The organism is Azonexus sp. GW821-FHT04F04, from assembly GCF_059420025.1.
On the sequence record NZ_JBWKSX010000003.1, the window covers coordinates 158,157 to 178,604 of the forward strand.

The 20,448-nt window shown below is 61.6% G+C and carries 21 protein-coding genes; 4 read left to right on the forward strand and 17 right to left on the reverse strand.

The genetic code is table 11. The annotated features are described in order from the left end of the window. The first annotated feature begins 7 nt into the window (after positions 1–7). Positions 8–1,330, forward strand: coding sequence for a type II toxin-antitoxin system HipA family toxin (locus AC07TV_RS08110; RefSeq protein ID WP_494647886.1), 1,323 nt, complete (start codon positions 8–10; stop codon positions 1,328–1,330). Positions 1,331–1,359: 29 nt separating this feature from the next. Here AC07TV_RS08110 and AC07TV_RS08115 read toward each other — a convergent pair whose 3' ends face one another. The 5 genes from AC07TV_RS08115 to AC07TV_RS08135 all read right to left on the reverse strand — a co-directional run bounded on the left by AC07TV_RS08115 (position 1,360) and on the right by AC07TV_RS08135 (position 6,058). Next, positions 1,360–2,127 carry a PA3715 family protein gene (locus AC07TV_RS08115; protein WP_494647887.1) on the reverse strand — a complete coding sequence of 256 codons (768 nt, stop codon included), beginning with the start codon at positions 2,125–2,127 and terminating at the stop codon, positions 1,360–1,362. A gap of 204 nt (positions 2,128–2,331) precedes the next feature. Further along, the gene (locus AC07TV_RS08120; RefSeq protein ID WP_494647888.1) at positions 2,332–3,051 is read right to left on the reverse strand and encodes a phosphoadenylyl-sulfate reductase; all 720 of its coding nucleotides are present in this window, start codon (positions 3,049–3,051) and stop codon (positions 2,332–2,334) included. 8 nt (positions 3,052–3,059) lie between these two features. Continuing rightward, positions 3,060–3,569 (reverse strand): DUF934 domain-containing protein, encoded by a 510-nt coding sequence (locus tag AC07TV_RS08125; RefSeq protein ID WP_494647889.1) that lies wholly within the window; start codon positions 3,567–3,569, stop codon positions 3,060–3,062. Further along, positions 3,569–5,260: a nitrite/sulfite reductase gene (locus AC07TV_RS08130; RefSeq protein ID WP_494647890.1), complete on the reverse strand. Its 1,692-nt coding sequence runs from the start codon at positions 5,258–5,260 to the stop codon at positions 3,569–3,571. Before AC07TV_RS08130 ends, AC07TV_RS08125 begins: the two co-directional genes overlap by 1 nt. A gap of 21 nt (positions 5,261–5,281) precedes the next feature. Next, positions 5,282–6,058: a sulfite exporter TauE/SafE family protein gene (locus tag AC07TV_RS08135; protein ID WP_494648124.1), complete on the reverse strand. Its 777-nt coding sequence runs from the start codon at positions 6,056–6,058 to the stop codon at positions 5,282–5,284. Positions 6,059–6,140: 82 nt separating this feature from the next. Between AC07TV_RS08135 and AC07TV_RS08140 the strand changes: the two genes are divergently transcribed. Then, on the forward strand, positions 6,141–7,082 hold the full coding sequence (locus AC07TV_RS08140; protein ID WP_494647891.1) for a CysB family HTH-type transcriptional regulator: 942 nt from the start codon (positions 6,141–6,143) through the stop codon (positions 7,080–7,082). Here AC07TV_RS08140 and nosD read toward each other — a convergent pair. From nosD to AC07TV_RS08170, 6 genes are all read right to left on the reverse strand, one after another. Then, positions 7,073–8,299 (reverse strand): nitrous oxide reductase family maturation protein NosD, encoded by a 1,227-nt coding sequence (nosD, locus tag AC07TV_RS08145; RefSeq protein ID WP_494647892.1) that lies wholly within the window; start codon positions 8,297–8,299, stop codon positions 7,073–7,075. The two genes, AC07TV_RS08140 and nosD, sit on opposite strands and share 10 nt — an antisense overlap. Positions 8,300–8,378: 79 nt before the next feature. Beyond that, positions 8,379–9,698: an EAL and HDOD domain-containing protein gene (locus tag AC07TV_RS08150; protein ID WP_494647893.1), complete on the reverse strand. Its 1,320-nt coding sequence runs from the start codon at positions 9,696–9,698 to the stop codon at positions 8,379–8,381. Positions 9,699–9,761: 63 nt separating this feature from the next. After that, complete coding sequence (locus AC07TV_RS08155; protein ID WP_494647894.1) at positions 9,762–10,553, reverse strand: peptidylprolyl isomerase; 792 nt, start codon at positions 10,551–10,553, stop codon at positions 9,762–9,764. A gap of 37 nt (positions 10,554–10,590) precedes the next feature. Beyond that, on the reverse strand, positions 10,591–10,857 hold the full coding sequence (locus AC07TV_RS08160) for a BolA family protein (protein WP_494647895.1): 267 nt from the start codon (positions 10,855–10,857) through the stop codon (positions 10,591–10,593). After that, positions 10,854–11,156 carry a YciI family protein gene (locus tag AC07TV_RS08165; protein ID WP_494647896.1) on the reverse strand — a complete coding sequence of 101 codons (303 nt, stop codon included), beginning with the start codon at positions 11,154–11,156 and terminating at the stop codon, positions 10,854–10,856. Before AC07TV_RS08165 ends, AC07TV_RS08160 begins: the two co-directional genes overlap by 4 nt. Further along, positions 11,156–11,764: a septation protein A gene (locus AC07TV_RS08170; protein ID WP_494647897.1), complete on the reverse strand. Its 609-nt coding sequence runs from the start codon at positions 11,762–11,764 to the stop codon at positions 11,156–11,158. Before AC07TV_RS08170 ends, AC07TV_RS08165 begins: the two co-directional genes overlap by 1 nt. 52 nt (positions 11,765–11,816) lie before the next feature. On the opposite strand from AC07TV_RS08170, the gene AC07TV_RS08175 reads away from it, so the two are divergent. Continuing rightward, entirely contained in the window at positions 11,817–12,869 is a 1,053-nt protein-coding gene (locus tag AC07TV_RS08175) for an HD domain-containing phosphohydrolase (RefSeq protein WP_494647898.1), read from the forward strand. A gap of 70 nt (positions 12,870–12,939) precedes the next feature. Continuing rightward, on the forward strand, positions 12,940–13,263 hold the full coding sequence (locus tag AC07TV_RS08180; protein WP_494647899.1) for an Hpt domain-containing protein: 324 nt from the start codon (positions 12,940–12,942) through the stop codon (positions 13,261–13,263). Here AC07TV_RS08180 and bioD read toward each other — a convergent pair. From bioD to AC07TV_RS08210, 6 genes are all read right to left on the reverse strand, one after another. Continuing rightward, the gene (gene bioD, locus AC07TV_RS08185; RefSeq protein WP_494647900.1) at positions 13,249–13,914 is read right to left on the reverse strand and encodes a dethiobiotin synthase; all 666 of its coding nucleotides are present in this window, start codon (positions 13,912–13,914) and stop codon (positions 13,249–13,251) included. The two genes, AC07TV_RS08180 and bioD, sit on opposite strands and share 15 nt — an antisense overlap. 10 nt (positions 13,915–13,924) lie before the next feature. Next, positions 13,925–14,686, reverse strand: coding sequence for a malonyl-ACP O-methyltransferase BioC (bioC, locus tag AC07TV_RS08190; RefSeq protein WP_494647901.1), 762 nt, complete (start codon positions 14,684–14,686; stop codon positions 13,925–13,927). Continuing rightward, positions 14,679–15,392 (reverse strand): alpha/beta fold hydrolase, encoded by a 714-nt coding sequence (locus AC07TV_RS08195; protein WP_494647902.1) that lies wholly within the window; start codon positions 15,390–15,392, stop codon positions 14,679–14,681. The genes bioC and AC07TV_RS08195 overlap by 8 nt, the downstream gene beginning before the upstream one ends. After that, positions 15,389–16,564: an 8-amino-7-oxononanoate synthase gene (gene bioF / locus AC07TV_RS08200; protein ID WP_494647903.1), complete on the reverse strand. Its 1,176-nt coding sequence runs from the start codon at positions 16,562–16,564 to the stop codon at positions 15,389–15,391. The genes AC07TV_RS08195 and bioF overlap by 4 nt, the downstream gene beginning before the upstream one ends. 167 nt (positions 16,565–16,731) lie before the next feature. Next, positions 16,732–19,179 (reverse strand): two-component system response regulator, encoded by a 2,448-nt coding sequence (locus AC07TV_RS08205; RefSeq protein ID WP_494647904.1) that lies wholly within the window; start codon positions 19,177–19,179, stop codon positions 16,732–16,734. Next, positions 19,176–20,291: a sensor histidine kinase gene (locus AC07TV_RS08210; RefSeq protein ID WP_494647905.1), complete on the reverse strand. Its 1,116-nt coding sequence runs from the start codon at positions 20,289–20,291 to the stop codon at positions 19,176–19,178. The genes AC07TV_RS08205 and AC07TV_RS08210 overlap by 4 nt, the downstream gene beginning before the upstream one ends. Positions 20,292–20,448: the final 157 nt, after the last annotated feature.

The window sequence follows — 20,448 nt, forward strand, 5'->3', positions numbered from 1 at the left end:
AGACACCATGGCCACTTCTCCCAAGTCCCGTCGTACCCGTGCCGCGCCGTATAAACACGTCGACCGTGTCGAAGTCCATCTCTGGGGCCAACTCATGGGCGCCGTCGCCCTCGACCCGGCCTATGGCTTCTACGCCTTTGCTTATGCGCCGAGCTTCATCGCCAAAGGCATCCAACCCTCGCCCCTGCGCATGCCGCTGCGCGAAGAGCCCTACATCTTTACCGATTTGCCGCGCGAAACGTACAAGGCGCTGCCGGCGCTACTCAGCGACGCCCTGCCGGACGATTTTGGCAACGCCCTGATCAACAAATACATGGCTGACCGCGGTATCCCGGCCAATCAGGTTTCAGAAATCGACCGGCTGGCCTACATGGGCAACCGCGCCATGGGCGCCATGGTGTTCAAGCCGGGGCGCGGGCCCATCCGCCAGAAGCCGACGCCCATCGAACTGAGCGATCTGGTCAGCGAAGCGCGCAAGGCCGTCGCCGGGACGATTGAAGACGACGAACAGACCGATGCCGCCCTGCGCAGCATCATCGACGTCGGCACCTCGGCTGGCGGCGCGCGCGCCAAGGCCGTCATCGCCTGGAACCGGACGACCAACGAGGTGCGTTCCGGTCAGTTCGAAGCCGGCGAAGGCTTCGAACACTGGCTGCTCAAGTTCGACGGCATCGGCAAAGACCTCGAACTCGGCGCCTCGGGCGGTTACGGCCGTATCGAGCAGGCCTATTACCTGATGGCCAGGGCGGCCGGCATCGAGATGATGGAATGCCGGCTGCTCGAAGAAAACGGCCGGGCGCACTTCATGACGCGCCGTTTCGACCGCGAAGACGGCGCCGTCCGCCACCACATGCAAACCCTGTGCGCCATGGACCACCTGGACTACAAGAAAAAAGGCACCAACGCCTACTCGCAGCTCTTTCTGGTCATGGACAAACTCGGGCTGCCCTACGAGCAGAAGGAAGAAGCCTTCCGGCGCATGGCCTTCAACGTCATGGCGCGCAACTGCGACGACCACACCAAGAACATCTCGTTCCGGCTAAAAGCCAATGAAACCTGGGCCCTGTCCCCGGCCTACGACATCACCTTCGCCCACAACCCGGCAGGCGAATGGACCAACCAGCACCTTATGTCGGTCAACGGAAAGTTCAAGAACTTCAGCGAAGATGATCTGTTGGCCGAGGCCGATCGTTTCAAGATCGGCACCGCTCCCCGGGTGATAAGGAAGGTCAGGGAGGCAATCAAAAGTTGGCCCGACTTTGCGCGGGCAACCGGGGTGCCTGCTGCGGAAATTGGGAACATTGGAGGGCAGCATTTGCTGCTGGCTTAGGCTTGGTTCGAGCCCAGCCGACAACAGGATCAGATCGCCAACCACCATGGGACGAGGTTCCGTTCCTTTTTATAGTACTTTCCATCGTAACGCAGGGTGTGCCGCTCGATCCGGTTATTAAGGCTGTCGGTAGGGGATTCCATGGCATTGACCTCTATTTTTGCGGTGATTTCCAGGTCTTGGAAGCCATTTGTGCTTGATTGGGCCATGCCGACTGTCAACGTTGCGTTTTCCCAGAGTGCCGTTGAAGTTGCTGCAGGGCAGCCCCGGTGCCATTTCTGTTGATACAGGTTGAGATTTGCGACGGGGCGCAAATTATTCCCTTCGGGTACAAAAAGCGTCAGTTCATTTCCCCAGTACGCCTCGCCGCAATTTGCACCGTGGGCTGCGCTATTGAACCTTATGCCGAACGCCCTCACGTTCTCGGCAAGCTGATACCTTGCCGTATCAAGCTTTAGACTGTACTCGCCAACTTCCGTAAGGGCATCCTCGTAGTAGGCATCCTGAAAGCTGCTGACGACACGCTTTGTCTTTTTGTCTATGACCGCGACGAGCAGCTTTTTTTCGCTTTCAATTCCCTCATCGTAGGCAAAGACAGCCAGAAGCAAATTGGTCTTGTAGGGCCATGTTTTGCAGGCTGAGGAGATGACCTTGTCTGGTGCCAACGGGGTGATCTTCATGCTTTTGTTCACGGCGGCATAAGCATCGGGGCCACATTGATCTTCATCGCCCTGCGCGTAAGCACTACCCGATAGAACGCAAAAGAACATCAGGGCGGCTAGATTGTTCTCTCTCAATTCCGTAACTCCTTTTGTTTAAGCATTGGTCGGGGCAGCTTTGGATTCGTTTCGAGCCCGAAGGCGCATTCCATTTTCGCCCATTTTTTCCGGTTGACCGTTGAAATCATGCTTATGGCGTAAATCCTGTGTCCGTCCGACACTTTTACGTCAGCCAAAAAAAAACCCCAGCTCGAAGCCGGGTTTTGATGATCTTGAACTGCGTCAGCCCTTGACGTGCAGCCCGCATTCCTTCGTTTCCGGGTTTTCCCACCACCATCTACCAGCGCGGACGTCCTCTCCCGGCGAGATGGCGCGGGTGCAGGGGGCGCAGCCGATGCTGGGGTAGAACTTGTCGTGCAGGGCATTGTAGGGCACGGCGTGTTGCTTGATGTAGGTCCAGACTTCCTTTTCGGTCCAGTCCGACAGCGGATTGAATTTTTCCAGGCCATTGCCTTCGTCGTATTCGCGGAAGGGCAGGCCGGTGCGCGTGGCGGCTTGCTGGGCGCGCAGGCCGGTGATCCAGGCGCGTTTGCCGGCCAGGGCGCGTTTTAGCGGTTCGACCTTGCGGGCGTGGCAGCAGGCCTTGCGCAGCGTGACGGAGTCGTAGAAGCCATTGATGCCGTGGTTGCGGACAAAGGCTTCGACTTCTTCGGCTTGCGGGAAGTAGATTTTGAGCTTGAGGCCGTAATGTTTGCGCAGGGCGTCCATCAGGTCGTAGGTTTCGAGCGGCAGGCGGCCGGTGTCGAGGCTGAAGATTTCGATCGGCAGCTTGGCCTTGACGATGAGGTCGGTCAGCACCATGTCTTCGGCGCCCAGGCTGTTGGCGAAGGCGGCGGTCGACCAGTTGGCGGCGATGTCGGCCAGCAAGGCTTGTACGGCCTTGGTCTTGGTGGCGACGCTGGCGGTCAGTTCGGGCGTGATGTTGAGCAGGCTGGGGGACATGGCTGTTCCTAGGCGCGGCGGCGGAAATGGGGTTGCGGCTGGGTGGTCGAGGCCTGGTAAGCGTCGCTGAAGGTGCTGAAGCCGGCTTCGATGGCGACCACGACGTTCTTGCCGTCCTTCAGTGCATAGCTGTCGAAGCCGACGCGCTGCATGTAGAACAGCTGGTCGTGCAGCACGTCGCCGACGGCGCGCAATTCGCCTTGATACTTGTAGCGCTGGCGCAGCAGGCTGGCTGTCGAGTAGCCGCGGCCATCGACGAATTTCGGGAAATTGACGGCGATGACGATGAAGTAGTCGAGATCGGCTGCGATGTCTTCGACCCGCTCATCCGGCTGGATGAGCAGGCCGATGCGCTTGTGGCAGGAGATGATTTCGGCCTTGCGCGCCAGCCAGACAGCGACCGGGAAGATGACGTCGCCGGCCGGCAGGGCGACCGTTTCCGGCGTTTCGCCTTCAGCGATTTCGAGCGTTGTCCAGGTGTCGACCGCAGCAGTGCCTTGTTTGATCAGTTGCGCCATTATGCGGCCTCCTTTTGTGCTGCCTTGGCCTTGCCGTGGGCGCGGCCTTCGTAAACGCGGTTCTTGAACGGGTCGATGCCGATGCGATCGAAGGTGTCGAGGAAACGCTCGTCGGGATGACGGCTTTCGATGTAAACCTTGATGATCTTGTCGACGACATCCGGCATTTCATCAGCCGCGAACGACGGGCCGATCACCTTGCCGAGCTTCGCATCGTTGCCCTGACGGCCACCCAGCGTGACCTGATAGAACTCGGAATCGTTCTTGTCGACGCCGAGCACGCCGATATGGCCGACGTGATGGTGGCCGCAGGCGTTCATGCAGCCGGAGATGTTGAGGTCGATCTCGCCGATGTCGAACAGGTAGTCGAGATCGTCGAAGCGGGCCTGGATGGCGGTGGCGATGGGGATCGACTTGGCGTTGGCCAGATCGCAGAAATCGCCGCCCGGGCAGCAGATGATGCCGGTCAGCAGGCCGATGTTCGGTGTCGCCAGGCCGGCCGCTTTGGCCTTTTGCCAGACGGCGTAGAGGTCGGCCAGCTTGACGTCGGCGAGGATGATGTTCTGCTCGTGGCTAATGCGTAGTTCGCCGAAGCTGAACTGGTCGGCCAGGTCGGCGACGACGGCCATCTGCTCGGAAGTGATGTCGCCCGGCGCGATGCCGTGCTTTTTCAGCGACAGCGTGACGGCAGTGTAGCCCGGCACCCTGTGCGGATGCGTGCTACGGTCAACCCAGTTTTTGAACGATTTTTCAAGTGCCAGCTTTTCGTTGAGGCCGGCATCGTCGGCGCTCAGCTTTTCGTAAGCCGGCGCGCTGAAGTGGGCGGCAACCCGATCGAATTCAGCTTGCGTCAGGGTGGCCGGGCCATCCTTGCCGTGCGCCCATTCTTCTTCGACCAACTGGGCGAAGGCTTCGACGCCAAGCGCCTGCACCAAAATCTTGATACGCGCCTTGTAGGCGTTGTCGCGGCGACCTTGACGGTTATAGACGCGGAGGATGGCTTCGCAATAGGTCAGGATGTGCTGCCAGGGCAGGAATTCGCGGACGATCTGGCCGCGGATCGGCGTCCGGCCGAGGCCGCCACCGACGATGACGCGGAAGCCAACTTCGCCGTTCTGCTCCTGCAACTGCAGGCCGATGTCGTGGAACCAGGTCACGGCGCGGTCTTCCTTCGTCCCGGAAATGGCGATCTTGAACTTGCGCGGCAGGAAGGCGAATTCCGGGTGGAAGGTCGTCCATTGACGGAGGATTTCGGCCAGCGGGCGCGGATCGATCACTTCGTCGGCAGCGACGCCGGCGAACTGGTCGGTAGTGATGTTGCGCAGGCAGTTGCCCGAGGTCTGGATGGCATGCATCTCGACTTCGGCCAGTTCGGCCAGCATCTCCGGCACGTCCTCGATCTTTGGCCAGTTCAGTTGCAGATTGTGGCGCGTCGTGAAGTGGCCGTAGCCGCGGTCGTACTTGCTGGCGACCTGGCCGAGGCGGCGCAACTGGGCCGAATTCAGCATGGCGTAAGGCACGGCAATGCGGAACATCGGCGCGTGGCGCTGGATGTAGAGGCCGTTCTGCAGGCGCAGTGGGCGGAATTCGTCGTCGCTCAGTTCGCCGGCTTTCCAGCGGCGGACTTGATCGCGAAATTGGTCGACGCGCTCGTTGATGAGCTGGCGGTCGATGGCATCGTATTTGTACATGAAACGTCCTTGGGGAAAACGTCAGGCAAAAACCAGTTTGGTGCCGATGAGCACCAGCATGGCAGCCAGAAGGCGGCGCAGGATATGTTCCGGCACCTTGGCAGAAACCTGTGTGCCCAGCCAGATGCCGGGCAGCGAGCCAAGCAGCAGCGCACCGAGCAGCGGCCAGTCAACTCCGCCGAGCATCCAGTGGCCGAGGCCGGCAACCAGCGTCAGCGGCACGGCGTGGGCAACATCCGATCCGACAATGCGGACCGGGGAAAGTTTTGGGTAGAGGAAAAACAGCGCAGCAACGCCAAGCGCGCCGGCGCCGACCGACGAAATGGTGACGAGCACGCCGAGAATGGCACCCACGGCGACCGTAATCTTGCCCAGACAGCACTGGCGCAGCGGCGAATCTTCGTGCTTGCTGGCGTACTCGCGCAGCGTGCGGCCGAACAGGATAGCGATGGCCGTCAGCATGAGCGCGAAGCCGAGGCCGTGCGAGATGATCTGGCCGATGACATTGCTGCCCTTCGGCAACTGCGACAGGATATAGACCGTAATCGCCGCCGCCGGGATGCTGCCGAGCGCCAGCCGACCGGTGACGGCCCAGTCGATATGGCCTTTCCTGCCGTGCGCCACGGTGCCGCCAGCCTTGGTCATCGCCGCATAAAGCAGGTCGGTGCCCACGGCGGTGGCTGGTGGCACGCCGAACAGCAGCACGAGCAGCGGCGTCATCAGCGAGCCGCCGCCCACGCCGGTCAGGCCAACAATGGCGCCAACGGCAAAGCCGGAAAGGGTGTAGAGGTAGTCCATGGCAGCCATGTTAACCGCGGCCAATTGAATCAAAAAGAATATTGAGTTAGATTGTTATATCGTTAAGTTATTAAGTCGCCTCATGAAGCTCCAGCAGCTACGCTACATCGTCGAAATCCAGCGCCAGGGACTCAATGTCTCGGAGGCGGCCGAATCGCTCTACACCTCGCAGCCGGGCATTTCCAAGCAGGTCAAGCTGCTCGAAGACGAGCTCGGCATCGCCATCTTCGAGCGCAGCGGCAAACGTTTCACCGGCGTTACCGAGCCGGGCAAGGCGGTGCTGACCATCGCCGAACGCATCCTGCGCGAGGCGGAAAACCTCAAACGGGCGAGCGGTGAGTTCGCGACGGGAAATTCCGGCCGGCTGATCCTGGCCGCGACGCACACCCAGGCGCGTTATGCCCTGCCGGTGGTGGTCCGCGATTTCGTTGCGCAGCACCCCGACGTCAAGCTCGAAATGCATCAGGGAAGCCCGATCCAGATCGCCGAATGGGTGGTCGCCGGCGCGGCCGATATCGGGATTGCCACCGAATCTCTCGACCAGTATCCACAGCTGATCACGCTGCCGGTGCGCCAATGGACGCATTGCGTGATCGCGCCGGAAGGCCACCCCATCCTCAAATCGCAGCCGCTGTCGCTCAATGAACTGGCGCGCTGGCCGCTGATTACCTACGACACGGCATTTACCGGCCGTTCGCGCATCAACCGCGCCTTCGAGCGCATCGGGGCGCAGCCGAATGTGGCGCTGACCGCCCTCGATGCCGACGTGATCAAGACCTACGTCAGCCTCGGTCTTGGTCTCGGGATCATTTCGGCCCTGGCTTTCGATGCCCAGCGCGATACCGGTCTGGTGGCGATCGATGCTGCCCACCTCTTCGAATCGAATACCACTCGTCTCGCCCTGCGTCGCGGCACCTATCTGCGCCGCTACGACTACGACCTGATTTCGCTGTTTGCCCCCCATTTGTCGAAACGGGTGGTCGAAATGGCCATGCAGGGCGGCGGTGACGAATATCAGTTGTAGGCTTTGGCCGGCTGCATGCGTGGCGCCGTGTCGCGCAGAATGAGGGAGGGCGCCGAGAATGGCGCCAGTCGCTCGAGGAAGTCGAGCAGTTCAAGCACTGGCGAGTTGCGGAAGAACGTGACGCTTGGCGTTTCGATCCACAGGCGATCCGCGTAGGCGTGCAGTTCGTGCGGCTTGTCGCCAAAGCCGTCGCCATCAAGGTCGAATCCTTCGTAGGTATCCCAGGTATTGCCCCACCAGGTATCGTTCATCGGGTCGCCATCGCCGATGGCCGTGACGGGCCACAGGTTGCTGCGGAAGGTGTTGTTGATGGCGATGTGGCCGCCCTTGGCGCCATAAAAATAGATGCCAGTGATGTTGTGGGCGATGACGTTGTTGATGAAAACGATGCGATTGATGGCGTCCATCGGCGAATCGGCCATGATGCCGTGGGCGCAGTGCACGATTTCGTTGTCGACGACCAGGGCCGCCGAGGTTTCCTTGAGCGCGATGCCGGCGCCGGAGGCGTCCATGGCGTGCAGGATGCGGTTGTTGCGGATGATCAGGCCATCGGAGTTGAGGGCGATGATGCCCGTCGAGTTCTTGTCGAGAATGTTACGGTCAACCAGACTTCGGTGCGAAAACAGAAAATTGAAGGCGCGCCGGCTGTCGCGGATGGTGTTGCCGGTGTAGCGGTTGTGCGGCGAATTGCTCACTGTGATGTCGCGAATCTGCGCGATGTCGTTGTTCTCGATGCGGTTGCCCGTGCTGTACCACAGGCGCAGGCCGTCGCCGCGGTCGGCCGAGTCGACCGGGCGCGAGCGGATGCGGTTGTGGCGGACGACGCTGTCGGTCGTCCGGTGGAGCGAAATGCCGAACAACACGTCCTCGATCACGTTGTGCTCGATGAGCAGGCCGTTGCCTTCGGCCACCATGATGGCGCCGTCGATGGCATCGTGCGAATCGCCGCTGGCGCGCAGGGTCAGGCCGCGAATGGTCACCCGGTCGGCCTTGATGGTCAGCACGGTCCCTTTGCCGCCGCCATCGACGATGACCTTGCCGTTGCCTTCCAGCGTCAGAGGCTTGGTGATGCTGGCCGGGCCGCGATAGGTGCCGGGCGGCAGACGCAGGATCGTGCCCGGCAGCGCGGTATCGATCCAGGCTTGCAGGGATTGGTCGGCGTGGGCCGGCTGCCAGAAAATCAGGCTGAGCGCGGCGAAGAATAGACGAATGGCCATTGCAGCGGATTTAGCCACCGCCGGCCAATTACGGCCTCAACCTGCATCAATTTTTTCGGCGAATGTCAGCCAGCCAGGCTTATTCCCAGTATTCGGTCACTTCACTGGCCCAGGCCGTCGCGGCAAGCAGGGCGCGGTTGACCGTTTCCGGGGCAACGCCAGCGGCCAGGGCTGTCTCTCTCATGCGCGGCAGGTCGAAGTCCTCGCTGGCCTCGGCGACGGCCAGAAGTGGGGCATAAGGGCCGCTTCGTTCAAGCAGGGCGTTCTTGATGTCGTCGGACAGCAGAATGTCGTTCAGCGTTTCCGCCAGCGGTCGATGCAGCAATTCGCCGAGGCAGGAAAAAATTCCGGTCAGGAACAGCGGGTCATGCGCGACGCCCGGCATCGACTGCTCGCCAAGGACCTCCATCAATCGGCCACGCGTCAGCGCGTTCTCGACCAGCAGCCAGTCGCCGAAATGCGGGTCGCGTACCGAAAAGAGCAGCACGGATAACCAGCGGGTCAGCCGTTGCCGGCCGAGAATGACCAGCGCCTGGGCCAGCGAGTCGATGCGATGGGTCAGGCCGAGGGCCGGGGAATTCAGGTAACGCAGGATGCGGAAGCTGAGCAGCGGGTCCTGCTTCATGGCCTCTGCAATCTCGGCGTTTTCAGCATCGCCTTGTACCAGGCGCATCATGTTCAGCAGCAAGGCCTTGTGCGGGTCGCCACTATTTTCGGCCCGGACACCCGAGGCTGAACTGGCGAACTTTCCGTGGAAATTGTCGAAATGCCACTGCTGGCAGAAGCGCAGGTCGTCGAGCGTTTCGACGTTGCAGGCCAGTAGCTTCTTTGGACGCTCTCCCGCGCTGGCTCGCACCGCCGCGGAAAAATCGCGGGCGGTATCGGCCTCGTTGGCACCGATATCAATCGCGGCGAAATCAGCCAGCTGGATGACCCTGGCGAAAGCCGGGTTCTTTGGTTGACGGAAAACCCCGATCTGGATGCCGCGCTCGTGCAGCCGGTCGATGGTCTCGCAAACGATGTCCGCTTCGGCGTCGGTAGCCAACTGGACGAGCAGCACGATATTTGACGATTTGAGACGGTCGACCGCAGCAAGGTCGAGGCTGGAGGAACTGAGCGGAATGAAGGCGAGGCTGGTGTTCCAGGCGTCGGTGCTGGTGTTCAGTGTGTCGAGCAGGGTTTCGTCAAAACTTCGTTGGCGAACAGCATCGGCATCGGCCAGCGTCGTCGACTCCTGCAGCGTAAATACGTGGCCGGAAAGACGATTGTTGCGGTCGAAAACCGCTTCGCGGCGCAGAAACTGGGTGCTGGCGGCGGTGGTTTGCGCCGCCGGAACGGTGCGGGAGGAGGCGGTTTGCCCGGGGTTGCCACTGAACAGTTTTTTCAGGCTGTTGAACACACTCGTCTCCCACAAACAAAAATGCCCACCGCAGGGTGGGCATTCTCGCATCTCGGCGAAGGTTTAGTCGACCTTGGCCTTGCCACGCAGCTCCTTGACCAGGTTTTCAACCTGTTGCTGGCTTGCGCGCTGTTGCAATTGCGGCTTGACCTGATCGAACGGCGGCGGGGTCATCGGACGGGAATCGTCGAGCTGGATGACGTGGTAGCCGAAATCGGAGTGCACCGGCACTTTGGTGTATTCGCCCTTCTTGAGCTTGCCCAGTGCCTCGCCAAACGGCTTGACGTAGGCGTTCGGGGAACTCCAGCCGAGCTCGCCGCCCTTGTCCTTGGAGCCAGGATCCTTCGAAGCCTTGGCCAGTTCGGAGAACTTCTCGCCCTTTTCCAGCTTGGCGATGATCGCCTTGGCTTCGTCTTCCTTCTCGACCAGCACGTGGCGGGCCTTGTATTCGGTGGCACCGAGGTTGGTCTTGATCAGTTCGTACTCAGCCTTGAGCTGGGCATCGCTGATCGGGTGAGCCTTGACGTAGTCGGTCAGGAAGGCACGGATGAGGACGGCCTGCTTGGCAAGTTCGATCTGGCCCTGGATGTTGGCGGATTTGTCGAGGCCCTTTTTCTTGGCTTCCTGGGCGAGGATTTCGCGGCGGACGAGTTCTTCCTTGACTGCATTTTTCAGTTCCGGCGAATCCGGGGCGCCCTGGGCTTTCTGTTCGGTGACAAAAGCGTCGTAGACGGCTTGGGAAATCGGCTGGCCATTGACGGTGGCAAAGGCCTTGCCCTTCTCGGCAGCAAAAGCCGGGGCAGAAACGATGGCGCCAGCGATCAGCAGAGCGGCCAGACGGGAGAGCTTGAGCATGTATCTATCCTTGGGTGGAGGGAATATCAATCAAAAATTATACGTTGCCGGGTACTTCGGCGCGAATGCTGAGCGCATGGATTCTGCCGCGCATCAAATCACCTGCAGCATCATAAATCATGCGATGACGGGCCATGGTACTTTTACCGGCGAATGCCTGTGCAACAATTTGTAACTGGTAGTGGCCGCCTTCGCGCGCACCGGCATGGCCGGCGTGGCGGTGCGACTCGTCGACGATGGTGATTGATGACGGTTGCAGCACGGCCAGGCGCTGGCGCAATAGTTCGATGGTTTCGGCACTCACGCCGGCAACACTTTCTTGAACGGCTTGATGACGACCTTTTCATAGACGCCGGCGACGATGTAGGGGTCCGCATCGGCCCAGGTCCGGGCGGCTTCCAGAGAAGCGAATTCGGCAATGATGATGCTGCCCGAGAAACCGGCCGGGCCGGGATCGGGCGAGTCGATGGCCGGGCAGGGGCCGGCCAGGATCAGGCGGCCTTCAGCCTGCAGAGCCTGCAGTCGTTCGACGTGGGCGGGGCGGGCGGCCATGCGCAGGTCCAGCGTGCCGGCATTGTCTTCGGCGATGATGGCGTAAAGCATTACTTTTCTTCCTCGACATATTTCGACAGCAGCATGCCCTGGCCGATCACGAAGACAAGCATCAGGCCCATACCGCCGAACAGTTTGAAATTGACCCAGATATCGGTCGGGAAATTGAAGGCGATGATCAGGTTGAGGGCACCCATGACCAGGAAAAAGGCGATCCATGAAAGGTTGACCTTGCCCCAGATTGGTTCGGGCAGCGTCAGTTGCTCGCCGAGCATGGCCTTGATGGCGTTTTTCTTGAGCACGTAGGCGCTGAAGGCCATGCTGCCGGCGAAAACCCAGTACAGGATGGTCGGTTTCCATTTGATGAAGGCTTCGTTCTGGAAGGCCAGCGTCAGGCCGCCAAAGACGACGACGAGGACGAGGCTGACCCAGAGCATCTTGTCGACCTTGCCGTGGCGGAAGTGCACCCAGATGATCTGGGCGACCGTGGCGACGATGACGACGACGGTGGCGAGCAGGATCGGCGCCATCTTGGCGTCGTCGGGGACGAAGCCGAGCAGCGAGCCCATCCAGCCGGCCGCGAGTTCGGGGCTCTTTTCCGCATACTTGAAGGTGGCGAAAAAGAGAATGACGGGGAAGAGGTCGAAGAGCAGTTTCATGGCGGGGCATTATATACTGCCGGAAACAACTATCCGGCAAGCAGGGAAGTACATGCACAACGTCCTGATCATCGATGACAGCGACATCAATCTGACGCTGATCAAGGCGTTGGTGCTCAAACTGGGCGATTGCAGCCCGACCTTGTTCGATCATCCGGTGGCGGCGCTGGAATGGTGCCGCAGCAATGTGCCCGACCTGGTCATCGTCGATTACATGATGCCGGACATGGACGGCCTCAAGTTCATCAGCGCCTTCCGCGCCTTGCACGGGCGCAACGAGATTCCGGTGCTGATGATTACCGCCAACGACCAGAAGGACATTCGCTACGATGCCTTGCTCGGCGGTGCCAACGACTTCCTGACCAAGCCGATCGACCGTATCGAATTTTCAGCCCGAGCCCGCAACATGTTGTCGCTGCGTACCGGTCAGAAATACCTGGCGGACCGCGCCGAGCATCTGAGTTCGCTGGTCGAAGAGCGGACGGCTGAAATTCGCGAGCGCGAGAAGGAGCTGATTTTCCGCATCTCGCGGGCGGCCGAGTTTCGTGATCCGGAAACCGGCGCCCACATCCAGCGCATGGCCCATTACTCGCAGATCATCGCCCTCGGCCTTGATCTGAGCATTGCGCAGCAGAAGCTGATTCTCGAAGCAGCGCCGATGCACGACGTCGGCAAGATCGGCATTCCCGACTACATCCTGCTCAAGCCGGGCAAGCTGACCCACGAAGAATTCGAGGTCATGAAGGGGCATGCGCGGCTCGGCCAGGAACTACTCAAGAACAGCCGTTCGGAAGTCATCCAGGCCGGGGCTGAAGTGGCGATCTCGCATCACGAAAAATACGACGGGACGGGTTACCCGTATGGTCTCAAAGGCCATCAGATTCCGCTGTTCGGCCGGATCGTCGCGGTGGCCGATGTCTTTGACGCACTGACCTCCGAGCGGCCCTACAAGCGGGCGTGGTCGCTGGAGGATGCCTGCCAGTTTCTTGAAGACGGACGCGGCAAGCATTTCGATCCGATGTGCGTCGAGGCTTTCCTGGCAGGCTGGGAGCATGTGCTGGACATCCGCCAGCGCTTCCGCGACGAAGAGATGCCGCAGATCTGAATTTGCTAGACCCGGCCGATTTCCTGGAGGGCAGGCGGGTTGAATGGAGATGAATATGGCAGGGGCTTTCGTGTTGGACAAAGCATCGATTCTTGATCGCCTGGGGGGCGACGAGGAGATATTCGCGATGATGGTCGACATGTTTGTTCAGGATGTCGACAGCAATTGCGCGGCTCTGGGGACTGCCCTGGCCTCTGGCGATGCTGCGGTGCTGCGCCGCGAGGCCCATACGGTCAAAGGTTTGATGGCCACGTTTTCCGATGAGGCTGGTGCGGCTGATGCCAGTGTTGTCGAACTGCGGGCGCGCGATGGGTTTGTCGACGATCAGGCCGAGGCTGTAGCCGGCCTGCAGCAACGCCTGCGCGAAATTGCGGCGGTTTTAAGCGCCGGGTAGTTTAAGGAAAGCGGCGGCGCCGATGGCGCCGTCCTGCGGCCCATGCGGTACGACGCCGAGCAGCGGGGCCGGTAGCAGCGCTTGCAGCGTTGCCAGATTTTCAGCGAAACGCGACATGGCCGGATCAATGCTGTTGGCCACCCAGCCGACCAGCTTCAGGCCGCGGGCGGCGATGGCTTCGGCCGTGAGCAGCGCGTGGTTGATGCAGCCAAGACGCATGCCGACGACGAGGATGACCGGCAGGCCGAGGTCGACGGCCAGATCGGCGGCGTTCCGTTTGGTGCCCAAGGGCACACAGAATCCGCCGACGCCTTCAACGATGACCAGATCGGCCTGCTGCCGGGCCTCGTCACAACTTGCTCCGATCGGGCCGAATTCAATGCGCACGCCGGCTTCAGCCGCGGCGATGTGCGGGGCGATGGCAGGCTTGAAGCAATAGGGGTTGATGATCTGGCGCGGCAGTTCGACATTGCTGGCAGCGCGGATGGCTTCGACATCATCGTTCAGCCCGGCGGCATCGGTGCCGGCGGCGATCGGTTTGAGGCCGACGGCTTTGAGGCCATCAAGCCCGGCGCGGTGGAGCAGGGCGCAGGTGATGAAGGTCTTGCCGATTTCGGTGTCGGTGCCGGTCAGGAAATAGGCGGAACTCATTTTTGGGTGCTCATTTGCTGGCGTAAAGGTAGATCACGTCGTAGGTCAGCGGCAGGCCGGCCGGGGTGCGCAATTGCTCGTAAGCCGTCTCGGCGCGCAGGAAAGTGGTGCGGCTCATCAGGCTGGTTCGCCGGCCGTCGCCGAGCTGGTTGGCGCCGATGGCCTTGACAGCGCGGAGCAGGGTCTTGAAGTCCGGGTAATGTGCCGTTTTTATGCCTTTTTTCGTGTTGACCGTGGCAAAGCCGAGATTGACGGCGATTTTGCGGATTTCGTCCGGGCTGTGGAAACTCAGCGTGTGACGATAGTGGTCGACGTCGGCAAAGGCGTGGCGAAGTTCGTGGAAGGTGGCCGGGCCGAGGCTGGCCAGGGCGACCAGGCCATTCGGGCGCAGCGAGCGGTGGGCTTCACGCAGTGCCGTGGCGAGGTCGCACCACTGGACGGCGAGGCTCGACCAGTAGAGGTCGAGGCTGGCGTCGGTCAGCGGCAGGTTTTCGAGATCGCCGGCGATGCGGCAGCAGGGTGAGCTGACCTTGCCAAGCATGGCCGGCGAGAGGTCGAGGGCGACGGCATGGGCATCCGGAAAACGGGCCAGCAAGTCGGCCTGGGCAAAACCGGTGCCGCAGCCGGCATCGAGCAGGCGGGTTGGGGTGATGGCCGGCAGGCCGTCGGCCAGTTGCATGCAGATGCGGCGCTGGATGTCGGCGGCGCTGTCGTAGGTCGGGGCGGCGCGCTCGAAGGATAGACGGATGCGCGCCTTGGACGGTCTAGTCATTCAGGAATTGGTGCACGGTGGCGACGAAATCGTCAGGCCGGGACATGAAGGGGGCGTGGGCGCAGTCGTCGAAGACAGCTAGCTTGGCGCCGGGAATCAGGGCGGCGAGGGCTTCGGCGGCGCCCAGCGGCATGAGTGGATCGGCGGCGCCGTGGATGAGCAGGGTCGGCGCCTTGACCTGCGGCGCGAGACCGCGCAGGTCGATGTCGCGCAGCCAGTTCAGCCCGGTCGCCAGGACTTCGCCGGACGGGCGTGGGTCGGCCAGTTCGAGGAGTTCGAGGGTGACCGCCTTGGCGCGGGCGTCGCCGCGATTGAAGCCGCCAACGAAGCGCGGCAGCATGGCTTCGACATCGGCGGCGATGCCGGCCGCAAACTCGGCCAGCGTGGCCGGCGGCATGGCGTGCGGCCAGCCGTCGCGCTGGACGAAGGAGGTGGTGCCGGCGACGAGCAGCAATTTGCCGACCTTGTCCGGATGGCGGGCGGCGACGGCCAGCGCCAGTTGGGCGCCGAGCGACCAGCCGGCCAGCGTGGTGCCGGGCTGCAGGCGGGCCGCGATGTCGTCGGCCGCGGCGTAGAAATCGGTGATCAACGGGGCGCTGCCGTAGCCCGGCAAGTCAAAAATTTGACCATTTATCCGGTTGACCGTGGCATTGAGCGGGCCGCGCCCGACGCACCAGCCGGGCAGGAAAATGAGGGGAGCGGTCATGCCAGTTCCTTCAGGGCGGTAATCAGTTGGTTGATATCAGCTTCGCTGTGCGCGGCGGAGACCGAAATGCGCAGTCGCGCCGTGCCTTTAGGCACCGTTGGCGGGCGAATGGCCGGCACCCACAGGCCACGTTCCCAGAGGGCTTTGGCGAGGGCGACGGCGGCGTCGTTTTCGCCGACGATGAGCGGCTGGATGGCGGTCAGCGACGGCAGCAGCTTGAGCGGCAGGCCGGCCAGCCCGTCGCGCAACTGGCCGATGCGGGACATCAGGTTGGCGCGCAGGGCGTCGCCGTTTTCGATCAGTTGCAGGCTCTTGCTCAGCGCACAAGCGATGGCCGGCGGCTGGGCGGTGGTGAAAATGTAGCTGCGGCCTTTTTGCAGCAGGTATTCGATGGCTGTGGCCGAACCGGCGACAAAGGCGCCGCCGACACCGGCCGCCTTGCCCAGTGTGCCCATGAGCAGGATGCGTGGCGAGGCGGGCAGGTTGAAGTGGGCGAGGCTGCCTTTGCCGTGCGGGCCAAGCACGCCAAAGCCGTGGGCATCGTCGATGACCAGCCAGGCGTCGTAACGCTCGGCCAGCGCGAAGATGAGCGGCAGCGGGGCGAGGTCGCCGTCCATGCTGAACACGGCATCGGTGACGATCACCTTGCGGGCAGCCGTGCTGGCAGCCAGCATCTTTTCGAGCGCCGCGACGTCGTTGTGCGGGTAGCGCTGGACGTCGGCACCGTTGGCCTTGGCCTGCTGCATGGCATCAATCAGCGAGGCGTGGTTGAGCTTGTCGGCAAACACCGCATCGCCCCGCCCGGCCAGGGTCGGCGTCACGGCGAGGTTGGCCAGGTAGCCGGTGGAGAAGGTCAGGGCGCGCGGAAAGCCGGTGAAAGCGGCGATTTCCTTTTCCAGCGCTTCGTGCGGCGCGAGGTGGCCGCTGACCAGATGCGAGGCGCCGCTGCCGGCGCCCCACTGGATCGCGCCATCGGCCAGCGCCCGGGCGATCTCGGCATTGCCGGCCAGCCCGAGATAGTCGTTGGCGGCGAAATTCAGCACATTTTTACCGTCGACCGTGGCAAGCCGGCCGCACGGGCTTTCCAGCACGCGGCGACGGCGGGTCAGGCCGGCGGTTTCGAGTTCGGCGAGTTCGGTACGCAGGCGGTCTTCGATTGGGGAATTCGTCATAGCCTGCTATTTTCCCGCAGCCGGGCAGGAATGTCGCGTTTTGCTTTGACCACGTGCCGAACATCGATATTCTTCCGCCCCTCGCCTTTGCCTGGAAGGTTCTTTCGCGCCTATGGATTTTTACGGTGCTATCGGCTCAGCAAGGGCGATCCGCTTATTCCGGGGAGTCAGGACCGTTCGGCATCGAGTCCGCTGCCGAGGAGTTTGCACAATTCGACAATGGGCAACGGTCGGGCGAACAGGTAGCCCTGGCCTTCATGGCAACCGAGTTCCTGCAGGATTGTGGCCTGATCGGCGTGCTCGATGCCTTCGACCGTAATCTGCATCGACATCGCCTTGCTCAGGGCGACGATGGCTTCAACGACGGCCCGCTGATTCTGGCTGGCGGGCAGATTGACGATGAAGGAGCGATCGATCTTGATGCGCTGGATGGGAAGATCGCGCAGGACGCTCAGCGAAGAATAGCCGGTCCCGAAGTCGTCGATGCTGACGGCAACGCCCAGTTCATTCAGGGCGTTGAGTATGGACAAACTCCGTTCGGTCGCCTGCAGCGTGCTTTCCGTGATTTCCAGTTCGAGTGCGCTGGGTGGAAAGCCCGTTTCGCTCAGTACCGAGCGGACAGTTGCGACGAAATCCACGCCGAGGAATTGCCGTGCCGAGACGTTGACCGCAACGTGAAAGATTTCCCCGGCAGGTTTGCCAAGGACACCATCGAGCATTTCGCGGCAGGCGCGATTCAATACCCAGCGACCCAGTTGTTCGATGATTCCACATTCTTCGGCGATGCCGATGAAGTTTGCCGGGGAAATGATGCCGCGTTCCGGGTGTTGCCAGCGAACCAGTGCTTCGACGCCGACGAAGCGGCGAGTGGCGAGATCGACGCGCGGTTGGTAGTGCACGACCAGGCCATCGTTCGCCAGGGCGCGACGCAGGCCCTGTTCGATGTCCATCCGCTGGCGTGCCCGCTCGGACATGTCCTCGGCGTAGAAGTGATAGCGGTCGCGCCCCTCGGCCTTGGCCGTGTACATGGCCATGTCGGCGGCACGCATCAATTGCTGGCTGTCGGCACCGTTGTCCGGATAGACCGCGATCCCGATACTGCCGGTGACGGAAAGCATATCGCCGGAAAGCGGGATGGGGATGCGCAACTGGTCGAGAATCTTGTTTGCCAGTCGCGCCGCGTAGTCAGGATTGAAACTGCCGGCCAGAATCACGAACTCGTCACCGCCCAGGCGGGCGATGGTGTCACTGCTGCGCATGACACTTTTCAGCCGGTCGCCGACGATGCGCAGCATATCGTCACCGACGGCGTGGCCGAGCGTGTCGTTGATCACCTTGAATCCGTCCAGGTCGAGAAAGAGCAATACGCAGCGCTGTTCGTTGCGTATTGCGTGCTCGATGGCGTATTGGAACCGTTCGTCGAACAGGATACGGTTGGGCAAGCCGGTCAGGGGGTCGTGATGGGCCAGGTGCCGAAGTTGTTGCTGGGCATCGTAAATTGCCGTGACATCGGAAAAGGCCGTAACGAAATGCGTCAGCTTGCCATTGGTGTCGTGCACGACGCTGACACTTTGCCAAGCCGGGAATGTGCTGCCATCGCTGCGGTGGCAGCGCACCTCCCCTTGCCAGAATCCTTCGCCGCCATTCTTGAAGCTGTCCTCATACTGATCGTACGGTGGGCTGACCCGCAGCAGAATGTCCGGGTCAAGGCCAAGCACTTCGGTTTCCTGATATCCGGTGATGCGTGAAAACGCGGTGTTGGCGGCAACGATCTGGTGTCTGGCATCGGTGATCACGATGGCTTCAGCCGTGGTGCGAAAGACGACGCTCGACTGGCGCAGCATGGCTTCGTCGAGGTGGCGCTGCGTCACATCCTGGAGGATGCCGACCACGCGCTGAACGGCTCCGTCCGCGCCGTAGGCCTTGGCGTGGGCTTCCATGCGCCGGTGCGGGGGGGCGTTGCCAGCCAGTTGAAATTCGACACTGATCGCTTCGTTACCTGGCAATTTGGCGGTCAGCGCATTCGTGACGCGTTCCCGGTCGGCTTCGGCAACTCGCTCGATGAAGGCTGCCCACGGCTCGTCGAGCGGTTGTGGCCGGTTGCCGAACAGCATGCCGAGGTAAACGTCGCCCTTCATTCGGTTCGATAACGGACACCATTCAAGGACGCCGAGCGAGGCGGCATCCAGCGCCAGTTTGAGGCGCTGCTCGCTTTGCTCGATGGCGACTTCATCTTCCCGGCGGGCCAGCGCCATCTGGATCGTTGCATGCAGTTCGCGTCCTTCGCAAGGCTTGATCAGGTAGCCGAACGGGCGGCTGTCCAGGGCCCGCCGCAGGGTGTCGTCCTCGGCGTAGGCGGTCAGGAAGATGACGGGTACCTGGTGTTGGGCGCGAATCGCCGTGGCTGCTTCGATGCCGTCCATGCCGCCCTCAAGGTGAATATCCATAAGGACGAGGTCGGGCTTGTTCCTGGCCACCTCGCTGATGGCTTGTTCACCGCTGGCTACGACGCTTTCGACGTGGTAGCCGAAGGTCTGTAACTGGCGCTTGAGGTCGAAGGCAACAATGCGCTCGTCTTCGACCAGCATCAGATTGATCGGTAATCGCGCACTCATGAAGGCTCCTTGGCTGCGATATATTTTGGAAAACGCATGGCAAACCGCACGCCGCTCCCCCGCTCGACATCCAGCGTGCCGTGCAGTTGCTCAACGAACAACTGGACGAGTTGCAAGCCCAAAGACGATCCGTGGGCCAATTCGCTCTCAGGGGGCAGTCCGACGCCGTTGTCGGCCACGCTGACGCAGACCATGCCATCGAATCCTTCTTCCAGTTGGATGACAATTTCTCCCTGACGTTCCCCCTTGAACGCGTGCTTGAACGAATTGGTGACGAGTTCATTGACGAGCAGGCCGCAGGGAATTGTCCGCTCGAGGTCGATCTGGACATGGGCATCAGGCCGAACCATGCGCAGGGTGATGCGGTCGCCGGTGGCGCGGTAGCTTGAGCGGATCGACTGAATCAGGCGGTCCAGATAGTCCCCTAGGTCAAGGCGGGAAAAGTCCTTGCGTTCATAAAGCAGTTGATGGGTCAGCGCCATGGCCTTCACCCGCCCGCAACTCTCGGCCAGAATCGCCCGCAGGCGCGGATCGGCGGCAAAGTCGGCCTGCAGGTTGAGCAGGCTGGTGATGACCTGCAGGTTGTTCTTGACCCGATGATGAACCTCGTTGAGCAGCACGGTTTTTTCGCGCAAGGCGTCTTCCAGCCTTTGCTGGGCGCGTTGGCGCTCGGTGATGTCGATGATCGACGCCAGAACCATGACGCCGGCTTCGGTGGCTATCGGATTGAGGCCGATTTCAATCGGAAACTCGGTGCCATCGGCGCGGCATCCCGCCAAATCACGACCGACGCCCATCGGGCGCGGCTGCGGGTCATTGAAATAACCGGTGCGGAAAGCACTATGGTGTTGGCGGAAACGCTCGGGAACGAGGATTTCGACCGGTTTTCCGATCAGCTCATCGCGTCCGTAATCGAACATTCGCTCAGTCTGGGCGTTGACCAGCACCATGATGCCTTCGAGGTCGATCATCACCATGGCGCTCGGTGCCCACTCGACTACCCGGCGGAAAGAGTCTTCCCCGAGTAACGGACTGACGGCAAGCATGGGCGCGACAGGGCAAGAAGCTCTATCCGGTGCGCCTGCGGGCGGCAGATTGACGGGGGCATCCATGGCGACTCCTCAAAGCGGGCGGCCATCACCAAACCGCGAACTTGTGGGAAGGTCCGGGATGGCGCCAATGCGGATTGGACAACGCTTCGCAGGAAAATATCTGCCCGGAAAAAGAGTATTTGCATGTGGTTGCCAGAGGTCGATGGCAAGTTGAAAT